The 16,400-nt window shown below is 68.6% G+C and carries 14 protein-coding genes and 1 riboswitch; of the genes, 10 read left to right on the top strand and 4 right to left on the bottom strand.

Going from position 1 to position 16,400, the window contains the following annotated elements:
• Nucleotides 1-123 precede the first annotated feature (123 nt).
• Both ACWGKQ_RS43650 and ACWGKQ_RS43655 read right to left on the bottom strand, forming a co-directional pair.
• Nucleotides 124-1,980, bottom strand: a complete 1,857-nt coding sequence (locus tag ACWGKQ_RS43650) for a hypothetical protein (RefSeq protein WP_453297621.1) — start codon at nucleotides 1,978-1,980, stop codon at nucleotides 124-126.
• Between the two features lie 105 nt (nucleotides 1,981-2,085).
• Nucleotides 2,086-2,295, bottom strand: a complete 210-nt coding sequence (locus ACWGKQ_RS43655; protein ID WP_453297622.1) for a hypothetical protein — start codon at nucleotides 2,293-2,295, stop codon at nucleotides 2,086-2,088.
• Nucleotides 2,296-2,428: 133 nt separating this feature from the next.
• On the opposite strand from ACWGKQ_RS43655, the gene ACWGKQ_RS43660 reads away from it, so the two are divergent.
• The gene (locus ACWGKQ_RS43660; protein ID WP_453297623.1) at nucleotides 2,429-3,403 is read left to right on the top strand and encodes a carbohydrate kinase family protein; all 975 of its coding nucleotides are present in this window, start codon (nucleotides 2,429-2,431) and stop codon (nucleotides 3,401-3,403) included.
• 96 nt (nucleotides 3,404-3,499) lie between these two features.
• On the opposite strand, the gene ACWGKQ_RS43665 is transcribed toward ACWGKQ_RS43660, so the two are convergent.
• The gene (locus ACWGKQ_RS43665; RefSeq protein WP_453297624.1) at nucleotides 3,500-4,876 is read right to left on the bottom strand and encodes an aminotransferase class V-fold PLP-dependent enzyme; all 1,377 of its coding nucleotides are present in this window, start codon (nucleotides 4,874-4,876) and stop codon (nucleotides 3,500-3,502) included.
• 324 nt (nucleotides 4,877-5,200) lie between these two features.
• Here ACWGKQ_RS43665 and ctaC point away from each other — a divergent pair, with 324 nt between their 5' ends.
• The 4 genes from ctaC to ACWGKQ_RS43685 all read left to right on the top strand — a co-directional run bounded on the left by ctaC (nucleotide 5,201) and on the right by ACWGKQ_RS43685 (nucleotide 9,700).
• Nucleotides 5,201-6,160, top strand: coding sequence for an aa3-type cytochrome oxidase subunit II (gene ctaC / locus ACWGKQ_RS43670; RefSeq protein ID WP_453297625.1), 960 nt, complete (start codon nucleotides 5,201-5,203; stop codon nucleotides 6,158-6,160).
• Nucleotides 6,157-7,890 carry an aa3-type cytochrome oxidase subunit I gene (gene ctaD / locus ACWGKQ_RS43675; RefSeq protein WP_453297626.1) on the top strand — a complete coding sequence of 578 codons (1,734 nt, stop codon included), beginning with the start codon at nucleotides 6,157-6,159 and terminating at the stop codon, nucleotides 7,888-7,890. Before ctaC ends, ctaD begins: the two co-directional genes overlap by 4 nt.
• The gene (locus tag ACWGKQ_RS43680; protein ID WP_453297627.1) at nucleotides 7,887-8,285 is read left to right on the top strand and encodes a cytochrome c oxidase subunit 4; all 399 of its coding nucleotides are present in this window, start codon (nucleotides 7,887-7,889) and stop codon (nucleotides 8,283-8,285) included. Before ctaD ends, ACWGKQ_RS43680 begins: the two co-directional genes overlap by 4 nt.
• Nucleotides 8,286-8,437: 152 nt before the next feature.
• A complete protein-coding gene (locus tag ACWGKQ_RS43685; protein ID WP_453297628.1) occupies nucleotides 8,438-9,700 on the top strand; it encodes an Ig-like domain-containing protein in 1,263 nt (420 codons plus the stop codon).
• Between the two features lie 125 nt (nucleotides 9,701-9,825).
• Here ACWGKQ_RS43685 and ACWGKQ_RS43690 read toward each other — a convergent pair whose 3' ends face one another.
• Nucleotides 9,826-10,227: a hypothetical protein gene (locus tag ACWGKQ_RS43690; protein WP_453297629.1), complete on the bottom strand. Its 402-nt coding sequence runs from the start codon at nucleotides 10,225-10,227 to the stop codon at nucleotides 9,826-9,828.
• Nucleotides 10,228-10,414: 187 nt separating this feature from the next.
• Between ACWGKQ_RS43690 and ctaE the strand changes: the two genes are divergently transcribed.
• The 5 genes from ctaE (at nucleotide 10,415) to trpD (ending at nucleotide 15,836) form a co-directional block, all read left to right on the top strand.
• Entirely contained in the window at nucleotides 10,415-11,035 is a 621-nt protein-coding gene (ctaE, locus tag ACWGKQ_RS43695; RefSeq protein ID WP_453297630.1) for an aa3-type cytochrome oxidase subunit III, read from the top strand.
• A 77-nt stretch (nucleotides 11,036-11,112) separates the two neighbouring features.
• Nucleotides 11,113-11,925 carry a cytochrome bc1 complex diheme cytochrome c subunit gene (qcrC, locus tag ACWGKQ_RS43700; protein WP_453297631.1) on the top strand — a complete coding sequence of 271 codons (813 nt, stop codon included), beginning with the start codon at nucleotides 11,113-11,115 and terminating at the stop codon, nucleotides 11,923-11,925.
• Entirely contained in the window at nucleotides 11,922-12,980 is a 1,059-nt protein-coding gene (qcrA, locus tag ACWGKQ_RS43705; protein WP_453297632.1) for a cytochrome bc1 complex Rieske iron-sulfur subunit, read from the top strand. Before qcrC ends, qcrA begins: the two co-directional genes overlap by 4 nt.
• Complete coding sequence (gene qcrB, locus ACWGKQ_RS43710; protein WP_453297633.1) at nucleotides 12,977-14,614, top strand: cytochrome bc1 complex cytochrome b subunit; 1,638 nt, start codon at nucleotides 12,977-12,979, stop codon at nucleotides 14,612-14,614. Before qcrA ends, qcrB begins: the two co-directional genes overlap by 4 nt.
• Nucleotides 14,615-14,771: 157 nt before the next feature.
• On the top strand, nucleotides 14,772-15,836 hold the full coding sequence (gene trpD / locus ACWGKQ_RS43715) for an anthranilate phosphoribosyltransferase (protein ID WP_453297634.1): 1,065 nt from the start codon (nucleotides 14,772-14,774) through the stop codon (nucleotides 15,834-15,836).
• A 383-nt stretch (nucleotides 15,837-16,219) separates the two neighbouring features.
• Nucleotides 16,220-16,336, top strand: a riboswitch (SAM riboswitch).
• The last annotated feature ends 64 nt before the right edge of the window (nucleotides 16,337-16,400 follow it).

Below are 16,400 nucleotides of genomic sequence, written 5' to 3' on the forward strand. Positions count from 1 at the left end.
AACCGCTATTTTTTTTGGTGTGGGGGGCGCGTTTTTGTTAATAAGCCCCCGCCCGGCCAGCGCGCCACACCGCCACGACGGCGGCGCCCCCTCACGGAGAGGGGCCGCCGCCTTCGTGTGTGCTCAGCCCAGCTGCGGGTTCAGAGTCGTCGCCTTCTCCTTCGGGACGGCCCTGCCGTCCGTGCCGACCACCTTCCGGCCGTCCAGCGGCGCGTCCAGGCGCACCGTCTGGTGGTACTGCTTGGCGATCATCACGCAGATCTTGTCCGGCCAGGGCGTCGCGGTCACCTTCACCACCACCTGCTCCGAGGTCTCGTCCGCCGTCACCTTGTAGTCGGCGCACACCCCGCCGGTGAACGCGACGACCAGCTCGCGGTCGTCGGTCGTGTACCCGTCCACCTTCACGTCCTTCGTGCTCCCCGCCGAGGCGCTCGCGCTCGCCGAGGGCGTCGGCGCTGAGGAGAAGACCGCGGCCGAGGCCAGGTACTTCGGGTCCACCGCCGGATAGGTCACGGTGTACGCGTCCGCCGCCCCGCGCACCTGGAACAGCCAGGACGGCACCAGTGCCTGCCGCCCGGCGACGGACTGCGCGGCAAGCCCGAACACCGCCTTCTCGATCAAGGCCGAGGACGTGGACGAGGACGTGGACGACGCGGACGGCGTCGACGCGGCGCACGGCTGTTCCAGCCGGTCCTTCGGCGATACGGAACTGATGCAGCCGCCGATGCCCATCCGGTGGTCGTAGCGCGGCGCCGCGTTCATCAGCTTCAGCGTCTTCGCGGCGCCCAGCACCGGATACGTGTCGCCCTTCGCCGGCGTCGCGAGCATCCCGTTGCCGCCGACCACCTCGCCCTGCTTGCTGACGGTCAGCCCGGTCGTCCAGCCGTACGTCGGCAGCCCGCCGACCACCGGATCGGCGTTCACCACCCGCTGGGCGCCCATGACCTGGCTCGTGTCGAGCTTCGCGGCGTCCTGGCCGAGCGCCTTCAGCACCGGCGCCGCCGCCTTCTCGGCGTCGGCGACGCTCACCGGGTCACCGGCCGGCGCCACCGGGTCGTGCGGCGTGCACACCAGGCCCCTCTTGCAGTTGTCGGTGCCCGGGGCGTAGCGGCTGTACGTCCAGATGCCCGGGGCGGTCCGGTTCACCTGGAGACTCCCGCCGGAGCCGTCGTTGTCCGTGCCGACCTTCCAGACCTGGCCCTCGGCCACCGGGGTCCCCTCGATCCCGAGCGACTTCGCCAGCGCGGCGACCCGGTCCTTGGAGACCTCGCCGGAGGGCTGGTACACGGTGGCCGAGCCAGGGCCCGCGGGGAGCGTCCCGCTCGCCCTGTAGGTCACGCCGTACGGATTGGGCTCGCCCGGGGCTATGCCGTTGCCGCCGGAGGAGTAGCCGTCCAGGAGGAGGGGCGGGGGAGTGGCACCGCCGGACGCGCCGGTGTCCGTACCGCCGGATCCGGAGCCGGAGCCGGTGTTCGCGGCGAGGAAGGCACCACCGCCGCCGATCAGGAGGACGGCGGCGGCCACGGAGGCGATGACGAGGGCGGGGGAGCGGCGGCGGGGGGCGAGGTCATCGACCTCGGCGTCGGCTTCGATCTCGGGCGCGGCTTCGGCCTCGGGCGTCTCGGGCGCAGGGGGAGCGTCGGGGGCCTCGGCGGCAGGGGCCACGTCCGGCTCGGGGGCCTCCTCCGGCTCGGGGGCTTTCTCCAGCTTGGGGGCCGCATCGGGCTCGGCGGCCTCCTCCGGCTCGGCGGCCGCTTCCGGGGCAGGCGCCTTCTCCGGCTCCGGAACCTCTTCCACGGCTCCCTCGGCGGACTCCGCGACGGGCTCCGGGGCGGCCTGTGCGTCGGCCTGTGCGCCGACCTCCGCGGCCTCGGCCGTTTCCGCAGCCTTCGCCGACTGGGTGGCCTGCCGGGCCTCGGGGTGCTCCCCGGTGCTGCCCGCGGCCGCGTCGTCGGCGTTCTCGGGTCGCTCGCTCTTCACCGCATCGCTCCTTGCCTGCGTCGTATCCCGCCTCCCCTTCACGGGGGACGGCGATGGGACGCGGGAGGGGGGCGCGCGGTTCCCTGGAAACGCGCCGGGCGAGACTCAGTCGCCGTAGTCGGACATCGCGTCCAGGAGCCTGGCGGACTTCTTCGGCACGGTCACCCCGTGGATGAGTGACGGCGGCACCGGACGGGCATCGCTGTGAGCAGGAACCGTCCAGTGCGGAGCCATCCGGGCGCAGTCCCCGCGCAGCGACGCGAGGTCGCCGTCGAGGTCGGCCGGAGCGGGGGCGTGGACCTTGAGGTTCGTCATGACGGAACCGTAAGCACGCCGGGCATCGCGAAGAAAGATCTACTATCGGGTAGTTTTGGCACCTTCAGGGTGCCCACGCCGACCCGGTAGCGTTAACTGTCAATCACGCCTCCCCCTCAGGAGAGTCCCAGCCGTGCGCATCGCAGTCACCGGCTCCATCGCCACCGACCACCTCATGACCTTCCCCGGCCGCTTCGCCGACCAGCTCGTCGCGGACCAGTTGCACACGGTCTCGCTGTCGTTCCTGGTGGACAACCTGGACGTGCGCCGGGGCGGTGTCGGCGCGAACATCGCGTTCGGCATGGGACAGCTCGGCACCCGGCCGGTCCTGGTCGGCGCGGCGGGCTTCGACTTCGACGACTACCGGGCCTGGCTCGACCGGCACGGCGTCGACACCGACTCCGTCCGCATCTCCGAGACCCTGCACACCGCGCGCTTCGTGTGCACGACCGACGCCGACCACAACCAGATCGGCTCCTTCTACACGGGTGCGATGAGCGAGGCCCGCCTGATCGAGCTCAAGACGGTGGCCGACCGGGTGGGCGGACTCGACCTGGTCCTGATCGGCGCCGACGACCCGGAGGGCATGCTCCGCCACACGGAGGAGTGCCGGACCCGGTCGATTCCCTTCGCCGCCGACTTCTCCCAGCAGATCGCCCGGATGAACGGCGACGAGATCCGGATACTGCTGGAGGGCGCGACGTACCTCTTCTCCAACGAGTACGAGAAGGGGCTCATCGAGACGAAGACCGGCTGGAGCGACGAGGAGATCCTCGCGAAGGTCGGCCACCGGGTCACCACGCTGGGGGCGCGCGGCGTCCGTATCGAGCGGGTGGGCGAGGACCCGATCGAGGTCGGCTGCCCCGACGAGGAGCGCAAGGCCGACCCGACGGGCGTCGGCGACGCGTTCCGGGCGGGGTTCCTCTCGGGCCTGGCGTGGGGGGTCTCGCTGGAGCGGGCGGCCCAGGTGGGCTGCATGCTGGCGACGCTCGTCATCGAGACCGTGGGTACGCAGGAGTACCAGCTGCGTCGGGGGCACTTCATGGAGCGGTTCACCAAGGCGTACGGGGACGAGGCCGCCGAAGAGGTCCGGGGTTATCTGGTCTGAGTCTCGGGTGCGGGTGCGGGTGCGTGGGGGCTGGTCGTGCCCACGCGGCGGCAGCCGCAAATCGACACAGCCCCGCGCCCCTAAAAGAGGGGGTGCTCAGCTCACCCGGCGGACCAAGTACGCCGTTCCCCGTTCTGCGGGTTCCTCGCCGACGTACTCCTGATTCCGCATCTCGCACCACGCCGGGATGTCCAGGCGTGCCGCCTCGTCGTCCGACAGGACCCGCACCGTGCCGCCCACCGGCACGGTGCCGATGACCTTCGCCAGCTCGATGACCGGGATCGGGCATCGCTTCCCGAGCGAGTCGACGACCGTCACCTCGGACCGGACCGCCGTTGTCGGCATCGGGGCCCCCAGCTTCTCCCGCACCCCCGCCACCACCCCCGGCAGCACCTCCAGGAACCGCTCCACGTCCCCCTCCGCCGCCCCCGCCGGCAGCGACACCCGCACGTTCCCCTCGCTCAGCACCCCCATCGCCTTCAGCACATGGCTGGGCGTCAGTGTGCTGCTCGTGCAGGACGATCCGGACGAGACGGAGAAACCCTCCCGGTCCAACTCGTGGAGCAATGTCTCCCCGTCGACATAGAGACAGGAGAAGGTGACGATCCCGGGCAGCCGCCGCTCCGCGTCGCCCACCACCTCCACGTCCGGCACCGACTCCGGCACCCGCGCCCGGATCCGTGCCGTCAGCTCCCGCAGCCGTACGGCCTCCTGCTCGGCCTCCGCCCGTACGGCCCGCAGCGATGCGGCGGCCGCGACGATCGCCGGCAGGTTCTCGAAACCGGGCGCCCGCCCCGACTCCCGCTCGTCCGCGGCCCCTTGGACGGCGAACCGCACGCCCTTGCGCACCACCAGCAGCCCCACCCCGCTCGGCCCACCCCATTTGTGCGCGCTGGCCGTCAGCAACGACCAGTCGCCCTCGACCCGCCCCCACCCCAGCGACTGCGCCGCGTCCACCAGCAGCGGCACCCCGGCCGCCCGGCACACCTCGGCCACCGCCGCCACCGGCTGCACGGTGCCCACTTCGTGGTTGGCCGACTGGAGGCAGGCGAGCGCGGTGTCCGGCCTCAAAGCAGCCTCGTAGGAGCCGACGTCGACGGCTCCCTCCCGTGACACCGGCACCTGGGTCACCTGGCCGCCGTCCGCCTCGAACACCTCCGCCGAATGGAGCACCGAGGAGTGTTCGACGGCTGACACGATCAGGTGACGTCCGACCCGACGCCGACCGGCCAACGCCCCGGCGAGACCCGTGTGGACGGCCCGGGTACCGGACGAGGTGAAAGTCAGTTCGTCCGCCCGGCAACCCACAGCCTCGGCAGCCGCCTCCCGCGCAGCATCCAGCAGCATGCGCGCCTTACGCCCTTCGCGGTACAGCCGGGAAGGGTCCGCCCAGCCGTCGTCCAAGGCGGCCAACAACGCCTGACGGGCAACTGGGTGAAGTGGAGCGGCCGATGCGGCGTCAAAGTAGGACACGCAGCAACGTTAAGGCGTTCCCGGGGACAGCCGACCAAGGGGCGCGGGGCTGTGCCCATATGCGGCTCCGCCGCGGGGCGCGACAAGCCACAACGCACCCGCACCCGCGCACGAAACCGCAGCAACCCGAGCTATCGGGCGCCCAATCCCACCCTTAAGGAGTGACCCGCGGCGCGTATGCCCCCCTCCCCGCGACCCCCCGAATCGCGTCGGCTAGGGTTTGGTCCGCATAAACATCCAAACCCCTGCCCGACGCAGGGCGGCGACCGACCAGCGAGAAGGCCGCAGCCGAGTGCGCGGGCGAGACTCTCGGGAAGGCGCTACGTGAGTCCCAACGGCTCCGACCGCTCGCCGCGGCGCCCGATGCGGCGGAAGCTGCTGCAGGCAATGACCGCGGGCCTGGTCCTTGCGACCGCTACCGGTTGCACATACAAGGACTTCCCCCGCCTTGGTATGCCCACCCCGACCACGGAAGAGGCTCCGCGGATCCTCTCCCTGTGGCAGGGCTCCTGGGCCGCCGCGCTCGCCGTCGGCGTGCTGGTGTGGGGTCTGATCATCTGGAGCGCCATCTTCCACCGGCGCAGCCGCACCAAGATCGAGGTGCCGGCCCAGACCCGGTACAACATGCCGATCGAGGCCCTGTACACGGTGGTGCCGCTCATCATCGTCTCGGTGCTGTTCTACTTCACGGCCCGCGACGAGACGAAGCTGCTCAGCCTCAGCAAGAAGCCCGACGTCACGGTCAACGTGGTCGGCTTCCAGTGGAGCTGGGGCTTCAACTACATCACGCCTGTCGACGGTGTCTCCGGCGACGCGAAGACCGACCCGAACCTGGACGCCATTCCGGACCGGTTCAAGAAGGACTTCCCGGCGGCCGCCGGCGGTGTCTACGACGTGGGTACGCCGGGCACGAAGAACCCGGAGACCCACAACCCCGGTCCGACGCTCTGGCTCCCCAAGGGTGAGACCGTCCGCTTCGTCCTCACCTCGCGTGACGTCATCCACTCCTTCTGGGTGGTGCCGTTCCTGATGAAGATGGACGTCGTCCCGGGCCACACCAACGCGTTCCAGGTGACTCCCAACCAGGAGGGCACCTTCCTCGGCAAGTGCGCCGAACTCTGCGGTGTCGACCACTCCCGGATGCTGTTCAACGTGAAGGTCGTCTCGCCTGAGCTCTACCAGGAGCACCTCAAGGACCTCGCCAAGAAGGGGCAGACCGGTTACATTCCCGCCGGCATCGCGCAGACGAGCCACGAGAAGAACCGGGAGACGAACAACCTGTGAGCATCCTCAACGAACCCCAGGGTGCCGCGGCAGCTGAGGACTCGTACGAGAACGAGCTGCCGGTCAGGCGCAAGCAGCCCGGCAACGTGGTCATCAAGTGGCTCACCACCACCGACCACAAGACCATCGGAACGCTGTATCTGGTCACGTCGTTCGCGTTCTTCCTGATCGGCGGTGTGATGGCGCTGCTGATGCGCGCCGAGCTCGCCCGCCCCGGTCTGCAGATCATGTCGAACGAGCAGTTCAACCAGGCGTTCACGATGCACGGCACGATCATGCTGCTGATGTTCGCGACGCCGCTGTTCGCCGGCTTCACGAACTGGATCATGCCGCTCCAGATCGGCGCACCCGACGTCGCCTTCCCGCGGCTGAACATGTTCGCCTACTGGCTCTACCTGTTCGGCTCGACCATCGCGGTCGGCGGCTTCCTCACCCCGCAGGGTGCCGCGGACTTCGGCTGGTTCGCCTACTCCCCGCTGTCGGACGCGGTCCGCTCGCCGGGCATCGGCGCCGACATGTGGATCATGGGTCTGGCCTTCTCCGGCTTCGGCACCATCCTCGGTGCGGTCAACTTCATCACCACGATCATCTGCATGCGCGCCCCCGGCATGACGATGTTCCGCATGCCGATCTTCGTGTGGAACGTGCTGCTGACCGCCGTCCTGGTCCTGCTCGCCTTCCCCGTCCTCGCCGCCGCGCTGTTCGCGCTGGAGGCGGATCGGAAATTCGGGGCACATGTCTTCGATGCGGCGAACGGCGGAGCACTGCTCTGGCAACACCTCTTCTGGTTCTTCGGACACCCAGAGGTGTACATCATCGCGCTGCCGTTCTTCGGCATCATCTCCGAGGTCATCCCGGTCTTCTCCCGCAAGCCGATGTTCGGCTACATGGGCCTGGTGGCGGCGACCATCTCCATCGCCGGCCTGTCCGTGACCGTGTGGGCGCACCACATGTACGTCACCGGCGGTGTGCTGCTGCCGTTCTTCTCCTTCATGACCTTCCTGATCGCGGTCCCGACCGGTGTGAAGTTCTTCAACTGGATCGGCACCATGTGGAAGGGCTCGCTGTCCTTCGAGACACCGATGCTCTGGGCCACCGGCTTCCTGATCACCTTCACCTTCGGTGGTCTGACCGGTGTCATCCTGGCCTCGCCGCCGATGGACTTCCACGTCTCCGACTCGTACTTCGTGGTGGCGCACTTCCACTACGTGGTGTTCGGTACGGTCGTCTTCGCGATGTTCTCCGGCTTCCACTTCTGGTGGCCGAAGATGACGGGCAAGATGCTCGACGAGCGGCTCGGCAAGATCACCTTCTGGACGCTGTTCATCGGCTTCCACGGCACCTTCCTGGTCCAGCACTGGCTGGGTGCCGAGGGCATGCCCCGCCGTTACGCCGACTACCTCGCGGCCGACGGCTTCACCACCCTGAACACGATCTCGTCGATCAGCTCCTTCCTGCTCGGCCTGTCGATCCTGCCGTTCCTCTACAACGTTTGGAAGACGGCGAAGTACGGCAAGCCGGTCGGCGTCGACGACCCGTGGGGTTACGGCCGTTCGCTGGAGTGGGCGACCTCCTGCCCGCCGCCGCGGCACAACTTCGTCACCCTGCCGCGGATCCGCAGCGAATCCCCGGCGTTCGACCTGCACCACCCTGAGATCGCCGCCCTGGAGCAGCTGGAGCACGGCCACGCCGCCGCCGCTGTCACGGGCAGCAAGGAGGCCGGCAAGTGAAGATCCAGGGCCGCATGTTCGTGTGGCTGAGCGTCTTCGTCCTCGCCATGGCGATCGTCTATGGCGTGTGGTCGAAGGAGGCGGCCGGCACCACGGCACTCTTCATGGCCTTCGGCCTGTGCATCATGATCGGCTTCTACCTGGGCTTCACGGCCTCGCGGGTGGACGCCGGTGCCCAGGACAACAAGGAGGCCGACGTCGCGGACGACGCCGGCGAGATCGGCTTCTTCAGCCCGCACAGCTGGCAGCCGCTCGCCCTCGGCGTCGGCGGCGCGCTGGCCTTCCTCGGTGTGGCCGTCGGCTGGTGGCTGCTGTACTTCGCGGCGCCCATCATCGTGATCGGCCTCTTCGGCTGGGTGTTCGAGTACTACCACGGTGAGAACCGCACCCAGTAGGCCCGCTCCGAGCGCACCGGGAGCCCGGATCCTCCGTCAGGGGGGTCCGGGCTCCCGCCGTTTCCGGCCCGCTCCCGCCTTCGGCGCAGTGCCGGTCCCCCATCCGGACTACCTGCCGCGCCGGTACGGAAAACCTCTCATAGCGTGACAGTATGAGTCACTCTCCGTGCGCCCGTACCGTCGTCAGCTGCGCGCTGCTGGTGATCGCCCTCGGCGCGGGCGTCACCGCCTGTGGTTCGGACGGCAACCCCCTCGCGGACAAGCCGTACGACGCGGCGGACCAGATCTCCTTCAACACCCCCACGGGTGCGGGGAAGCGAGCCGACCCCGACAAGCCCCTGGAGGTCGTCGCCAAGAGCGACGAGGACCGCATCACGGACGTCACGGCCGAGGACGCCACCGGTCGCTTCGTGGCGGGCGAACTCGACGCCGACGGCCACCGCTGGCACAGCACCTCACCGCTGGCCGCAAACGCCCATTACACGGTCCAGGTCAGTACCGAGGACGAGGACGGCGCGCCCGGCCGCAAGGTCCTCACCTTCGACACCAGCGTGCCCACCACCCGGCAGCGGCTGAAGGTCACCTTCGGCCCCAAGGCGGGCGAGTACGGCGTGGGCCAGCCGGTCACCGCCCAACTCGACCACGAGGTCAAGGACAAGGCCCAGCGCGCCATCGTCGAGCGTGCCCTCAGGGTCGACTCCGTCCCGGCCGTGCAGGGTTCCTGGTACTGGGTGAGCGACAAGGAACTCCACTACCGGCCCAAGGACTACTGGCCCGCCCACGCCACCATCCAGGTGCACAGCAACCTGGACGGCGTGAAGATCAGCGACCGGCTGTGGGGCGGCGCGGCCAAGCCCCTCACCCTCACCACCGGGGACAAGCTCCTCGCCGTCACGGACGCGGGCGCCCACCAGATGACGGTCTACCGGAACGACAAGGAGATCAACCAGATCCCCATCACCACCGGCAAGCCGGGCTACGAGACCCGCAACGGCGTCAAGGTCGTCCTGGAGAAGCAGTACTTCGTACGCATGCGCGGCACCACGGTCGGCATCGCCGAGGGCACCTCGGACTCGTACGACCTCCCGGTCTACTACGCCACCCGGGTGACCTGGTCGGGCGAGTACGTGCACGCCGCGCCCTGGTCGGTGGGCTCCCAGGGCTACGAGAACGTCAGCCACGGCTGCACGGGCATGAACACCTCGAACGCCGAGTGGTTCTTCGACACCTTCCACCCGGGCGACCTGGTGAAGGTCGTCAACTCCAACGGCAAGGAGATGGAGAACTTCGGCAACGGCTTCGGCGACTGGAACATCACCTGGCAGAACTGGCGCAAGGGCAGCGCCCTCACCAACGGCACCCCGGAGACCCAGAACCCCCAGGACGCGGCGAGAGTGCAGCCAGCCGCACTGTGAATCGCCCCCGAGGGCAAGCGCCCCGTAAGGGGCGCGGGGCGGTAGTCGACATGCGGCTACCGCCGCGCGGGCGCGACCAGCCACCCACGACCGGCACTCGCGCACGCACCGCGCCCCACCCCCTCCTAGGCGCTCAGCAGCCTCTTCTGCCGCAACAGCGACGCCAGAGCCGAGGCGAACTCCACCGGCTCCACAGGCAGCGTCACAGCCGCATCCGCCCGGCTCCACGTGGCGAGCCACGCATCCTGCGGCCGCCCGATCAGCACCAGCACCGGCGGGCAGTTGAACACCTCGTCCTTGATCTGCCGGCACACCCCCATGCCCCCCAGCGGCACGGCCTCGCCGTCGAGCACACACACGTCGATCCCGCCCTTGTCGAGCTCGGCGACGACCGCCTCGGGCGTCGCGCACTCCACGAACTCGACGAACGGCACATCGGGAGCCGGCCGACGGCCGGCGGCGAGCCGCACCTGCTCGCGGGTGTTGGAGTCGTCGCTGTAGACCAGCACCGTGGCGGTCGGCTGCATTGTTCCTCCGATACGCGGGGACGGGAGTCGTCGTACGGACAGGACCGATGCGCCGGATGCTACTCCCCTGAACACCTCGTCAACACCTGTTGGAACACCGCTTCGATGGGCCATCCGGGCACTACACAGGGGGCGGACACTCCGAACGGCACCCCCCGGAGTGAGCGCGAGATAAGCGACCGACATAATGTCGGTCGTGGCGACAGCAACGACAGTAGAAACCGGGCACGCGCACCCGTCGGTCAACAGGCCGAACCTCACCAGCGTCGGAACCATCATCTGGCTGAGTTCCGAGCTGATGTTCTTCGCGGCCCTCTTCGCGATGTACTTCACCCTGCGATCGGTGACCGGCGAGGCTCACTGGAAGGAGATGGCGAGCCATCTCAACCTTCCGTTCGCCGCGACCAACACCACGATCCTGGTGCTCTCCTCCCTCACCTGCCAGCTCGGCGTGTTCGCCGCCGAGCGCGGGGACGTGAAGAAGCTCCGGGGCTGGTTCATCGTCACCTTCATCATGGGTGCGATCTTCATCGGCGGTCAGATCTACGAGTACACGAACCTGGTCAAGGAAGACGGGATCTCCCTCTCCTCCGACCCGTACGGTTCGGTGTTCTACCTGACCACCGGCTTCCACGGCATGCACGTGACGGGCGGTCTCATCGCCTTCCTGTTCGTCCTGGGGCGTACCTACGCGGCGAAGAGGTTCACGCACGAGCAGGCGACCGCGGCCATCGTCGTGTCCTACTACTGGCACTTCGTCGATGTCGTCTGGATCGGCCTCTTCGCCACGATCTACCTGATCAAGTAGCCGGGCCGGCACCGCGCGCCGCAGAAGCGCACTTTCCAGAAGCATCGACGCAGAAGATCCTGACACCGGGGTAATCCGTGAAAAAGCTCTCCGCACGACGACGCCATCCGTTGGCGGCTGTCGTCGTCCTACTCCTCGCGCTGGTGGGTACCGGGGGGGCCTACGCCCTTCTCGCACCCACGAGCAAGGCACAGGCCGATGAGACCTCCCAGTCCCTGACGATCGAGGAGGGCAAGAAGCTCTACTCGGTCGGCTGCGCCAGCTGCCACGGCACCGGGGGTCAGGGTTCGTCCGACGGCCCCAGCCTGGTGGGCGTGGGCGCCGCGGCCGTGGACTTCCAGGTCGGCACCGGCCGTATGCCGGCCGCCACCTCGCAGGGCCCGCAGGTCGTCAAGAAGAAGAACATCTACACCCAGGCCCAGATCGACCAGCTCGCGGCGTACATCGCCTCGCTGGGTGCCGGCCCCGAGGTCCCGACCTCGGAGCAGTACGGCCCGGACGGCGCCGACATCGCCAAGGGTGGCGAGCTCTTCCGCACCAACTGCGCGCAGTGCCACAACTTCGTCGGCTCGGGCGGCGCACTCACCAAGGGCAAGTTCGCGCCGAGCCTTGAGGGCGTCGCTCCGAAGCACATCTACGAGGCCATGCAGACGGGCCCGCAGAACATGCCGTCCTTCCCCGACACCACGCTGTCGGAGAAGAACAAGAAGGACATCATCGCGTACCTCGACGCGGTCAACAGCCCCAACACGGAGAACCCCGGTGGGCTCAACCTGGGCGGCATCGGGCCGGTCAGCGAGGGTCTGTTCGCGTGGATCTTCGGTCTCGGTGCACTGATCGCGGTCGCCGTCTGGGTCGCCGCTCGGACCGCAAAGGCCAAGAAGTCATGAGTAGCCAAGACATTCCAGAAGAGAACCTGCCCGCTGAGCAGGAGCACGCGCACGGCGCCGTGAGCGTCGCGGACGAGAGGGACCCGTTCACGGATCCCGGTCTGCCGCCCCACGAGCACCGCATCCAGGACATCGACGAGCGGGCCGCCAAGCGGTCCGAGCGCGTCGTGGCCATGCTGTTCACGGTGTCGATGCTGGCCACCGTGGGCTTCATCGCCTCCTATGTGACCATCCCGAAAGACAAGTCGATCTTCGTCTTCCCGCTCGGTCACATCAGCGCGCTGAACTTCGCGCTGGGCCTGACCCTCGGTGCGGCGCTGTTCTGCATCGGCGCGGGCGCGGTCCACTGGGCCCGCACCCTGATGTCCGACGTGGAGGTCGCCGACGAGCGGCACGCCATCTCGGCCGAGCCGGAGGTCAAGGCCAAGGTCCTGGCCGACTTCAAGCAGGGCGCGAAGGAGTCGGCGATCGGCCGGCGCAAGCTGATCCGCACCACGATGTTCGGCGCGCTGACCCTGGTCCCGCTCTCCGGCCTCGTGCTGCTGCGCGACCTCGGCCCGCTGCCCGGCACCTCGCTGCGCCACACGGCGTGGTCGAAGGGCAAGCTGCTCGTCAACATGAACACCAACGAGCCGCTGCGTCCCTCCGACGTCGCCGTCGGCTCGCTGACCTTCGCCAAGCCCGAGGGCGTCGAGGAGTCCCAGGAGGACTTCCAGAACGTGATGGCCAAGGCGGCCCTGATGATCATCCGGCTGCAGCCGGACAACATCAAGGACAAGCGCGAGCTGGAGTGGTCGCACGAGGGGATCGTCGCCTACTCGAAGATCTGCACCCACGTGGGCTGCCCGATCTCGCTGTACGAGCAGCAGACCCACCACGTGCTCTGCCCGTGCCACCAGTCCACCTTCGACCTCTCCGACGGAGCCCGAGTGATCTTCGGCCCGGCCGGCCACGCCCTGCCGCAGCTGCGCATCGGCGTGAGCGAGGAGGGCTACCTCCAGGCGCTCGGCGACTTCGACGAGCCCGTCGGTCCTGCCTTCTGGGAGCGCGGATGAGCACTAACGAGAACTCTGAGTCCCGCGAGCGCGGGAAGGCACCGGCCGGCGAGCGCGTCGCCGACTGGGCCGACGGACGGCTCGGGATCTACTCCCTGGCCAAGTCCAACATGCGCAAGATCTTCCCCGACCACTGGTCGTTCATGTTGGGCGAAGTGTGCCTGTACAGCTTCATCATCATCATCCTGACGGGTGTGTATCTGACGCTGTTCTTCCACCCGTCGATGAACGAGGTGGTGTACCACGGCAGCTACGTCCCGCTGCAGGGACAGATGATGTCCGAGGCGTTCAACTCGACCCTGCACATCTCCTTCGACGTGCGCGGTGGTCTGCTCATCCGGCAGATCCACCACTGGGCCGCGCTGATCTTCCTCGCCGGCATGTTCGTGCACATGATGCGCGTGTTCTTCACCGGCGCGTTCCGCAAGCCGCGTGAGATCAACTGGCTGTTCGGCTTCCTGCTGTTCGTCCTGGGCATGTTCACCGGCTTCACCGGTTACTCGCTCCCGGACGACCTGCTCTCCGGCACCGGTGTCCGCTTCACCGAGGGCGCGATCCTGTCCATGCCGATCGTCGGCACGTACATCTCGTTCTTCCTCTTCGGCGGGCAGTTCCCCGGCCACGACTTCGTCGCCCGGTTCTACTCGATCCACATCCTGCTGCTGCCGGGCATCATGCTCGGCCTGGTGGTGGGCCACCTGATCCTGGTCTTCTACCACAAGCACACGCAGTTCGCGGGTCCCGGAAAGTCCGAGAAGAACGTCGTCGGCATGCCGCTGCTGCCGGTCTACATGGCCAAGGCCGGAGGCTTCTTCTTCCTGGTCTTCGGTGTCATCGCGGCCATCGCGGCGACCACCCAGATCAACCCGATCTGGGCCATGGGCCCCTACCGTCCGGACCAGGTGTCCACCGGCGCCCAGCCCGACTGGTACATGGGCTTCGCCGAGGGTCTGATCCGCTACATGCCCGGCTGGGAGATCAACTTCTGGGGCCACACCCTGGTCCTGGGCGTCTTCATCCCACTGGTCCTGTTCGGGCTCGTGCTGGGCGCGATCGCGCTCTACCCGTTCATCGAGTCCTGGGTCACCGGCGACAAGAGCGAGCACCACATCCTGGACCGCCCGCGCAACGCCCCGACCCGTACCGGGTTCGGTGTCGCCTGGGTGACCGTGTACATGGTGGGCCTGATCGGTGGTGGCAACGACCTCATCGCCACCCACTTCCACCTGTCGATCAACGACGTGACCTGGTTCGTCCGGATCTTCTTCTTCGCCGGACCCGTGATCGCGTTCATCGCGACCAAGCGCATCTGCCTCGGCCTCCAGCGCCGCGACCGCGAAAAGGTGCTGCACGGCCGCGAGACCGGCATCATCAAGCGGCTGCCGCACGGTGAGTTCATCGAGGTCCACGAGCCGCTCTCGCAGGAGCAGCTGCACACCCTCACGGCGCACCACCAGTACGAGCCGGCCCAGGTCGGCCCGGCGGTCGACGAGAACGGTGTCGAGCGCAAGATCAAGGGCTCCGAGAAGCTCCGCGCCAAGCTGAGCAACGCCTACTACGGCGAGGACAACCAGATCCCGAAGCCCACCGTCGAGGAGTACAAGGAGATCACGAGCGGCCACGGCCACCACTGATCGAAGGCGTCGCCACGCCACAGCCGAAGGGCCCCCGTCCGGTGTACGGACGGGGGCCCTTTGCGGTGCCCGGAGCTGGATAGGGTGGGCCCTGGGAAAACCGGTTAATTCGCGTACGGCGAATTCGACGACGATGACGACGATCAGGAGCGGCCTTATGAGCGCTGTGACCCCCGCTGGAGGCGACATCGCGGCGGGCCGTTCCTGGCCCGAGGTACTGAACGCGCTGCTGTACGGCCAGGACCAGAGCGCCGACGCGACCGCCTGGGCGATGGACCAGATCATGCGCGGCCAGGCGACCGACGCCCAGATCGCGGGCTTCGTCGTCGCCCTGCGGGCGAAGGGCGAGACGGTCGAGGAGATCAACGGTCTCGTCCGCACGATGTACGACCACGCCAACGTCATCGAGGTGCCGGGCCGCACGGTCGACATCGTCGGCACCGGCGGGGACGGCGCGAAGACGGTCAACATCTCCACGATGTCGGCGCTGGTGGTGGCCGGCACCGGGGCGAAGGTCGTCAAGCACGGCAACCGCGCGGCCTCCTCCGCGTCCGGGGCCTCGGACGTCCTGGAGAAGCTCGGCGTCAACCTCGACCTGACCCCGCAGCGGGTCGCCGAGGTCGCCGAGGAGGCCGGCATCACCTTCTGCTTCGCCATCAAGTTCCACCCGGCGCTGCGCTACGCGGGCGCCGCGCGCGGCCAGCTGGGCATCCGCACGGTCTTCAACATCCTCGGCCCGCTGACCAACCCCGCGCGGGTGCGCGCCCAGGCCGTGGGCGTCGCGGACCCGCGCATGGCCCCGGTCGTGGCGGGCGTCTTCGCGGAACGCGGCAACTCCTCCCTGGTCTTCCGCGGCGACGACGGCCTCGACGAACTCACGACGACGGCCACGTCCCACGTCTGGATCGTCCGCGACGGCAAGGTCACGGAGGAGACCTTCGACCCCCGCGACGCCGGCATCGACCTGGTCCCCGTGGAGGCGCTGCGGGGCGGCGACCCGTCGTACAACGCGGAGGTCGCCCGCCGCCTCCTGGACGGCGAGCCGGGCCCGGTACGGGACGCGGTCCTGCTGAACTCGGCGGCGGCCCTGGTGGCCCTTGACCCCGGCACGGGGACCCTGGCCGAACAGCTCCGGACGGGCATGGCCAAGGCGGCGGAGTCGATCGACTCGGGCGCCGCCAAGCGGGCGCTGGAGCGCTGGGCGGCGGCGACGAACAGGTAGGGGCCGCGGTCGGCGGGCTCAGGCACGGTACGGCACCGCCGGACTACGCCGTCGTGGCCGATCGCCGTTGCGGCGGAAAGAGGAGTCCGGCGTCGGTGCCGATGAATTCGGACCGGCATCACCTTCTTCTCCGCCGCAACGGCGAGCAACAACACCGGCCTTCCCGGCGGTGCCCCACTTCGCGCGGGAGCCGTCGCCGCTTCCTCTTTCCGTCGCGTCCTCTGCCGGTCTCTTCCGTTGGGCGGTCGTGATTTTCCGCCGCAACGGCGCGCAACCGCACACGGCCTTCCCGGCGGTGCCGAGCCGGCGTCGGTTTCTGGCGGTGTTCCGTCATCCGGACAGGAGTTGCGCGGCGGCGATCACTTCACTTACGTTTCTTCCCAGGTCATGAGTGACAGTCATGAGGCCCCGGCCGACTGTCCGGCAACCCTCCGTCCGTGGCGGGGTGCCCCGGGTGAAGACCAGGTCGTAGGCAGCGAGGTCTACGGCAAGCGCGGACCCCTCACGCTTCTTCGAGCAGGCACAGCCCAGGGGTCCTGGTCGTCGAGGGAGTCCTCTGTGAGC

It is taken from the genome of Streptomyces sp. NPDC054770, assembly GCF_053611985.1.

Excerpts from the sequence above, each read along its gene's own strand:
- ACWGKQ_RS43655 (WP_453297622.1), bottom strand. The coding sequence starts at position 2,295 with ATGACGAACCTCAAGGTCCACGCCCCCGCTCCGGCCGACCTCGACGGC.
- ACWGKQ_RS43685 (WP_453297628.1), top strand. The coding sequence starts at position 8,438 with ATGAGTCACTCTCCGTGCGCCCGTACCGTCGTCAGCTGCGCGCTGCTG.
- ACWGKQ_RS43690 (WP_453297629.1), bottom strand. The coding sequence starts at position 10,227 with ATGCAGCCGACCGCCACGGTGCTGGTCTACAGCGACGACTCCAACACC.
- ctaE (WP_453297630.1), top strand. The coding sequence starts at position 10,415 with ATGTCGGTCGTGGCGACAGCAACGACAGTAGAAACCGGGCACGCGCAC.
- qcrA (WP_453297632.1), top strand. The coding sequence starts at position 11,922 with ATGAGTAGCCAAGACATTCCAGAAGAGAACCTGCCCGCTGAGCAGGAG.
- qcrB (WP_453297633.1), top strand. The coding sequence starts at position 12,977 with ATGAGCACTAACGAGAACTCTGAGTCCCGCGAGCGCGGGAAGGCACCG.
- trpD (WP_453297634.1), top strand. The coding sequence starts at position 14,772 with ATGAGCGCTGTGACCCCCGCTGGAGGCGACATCGCGGCGGGCCGTTCC.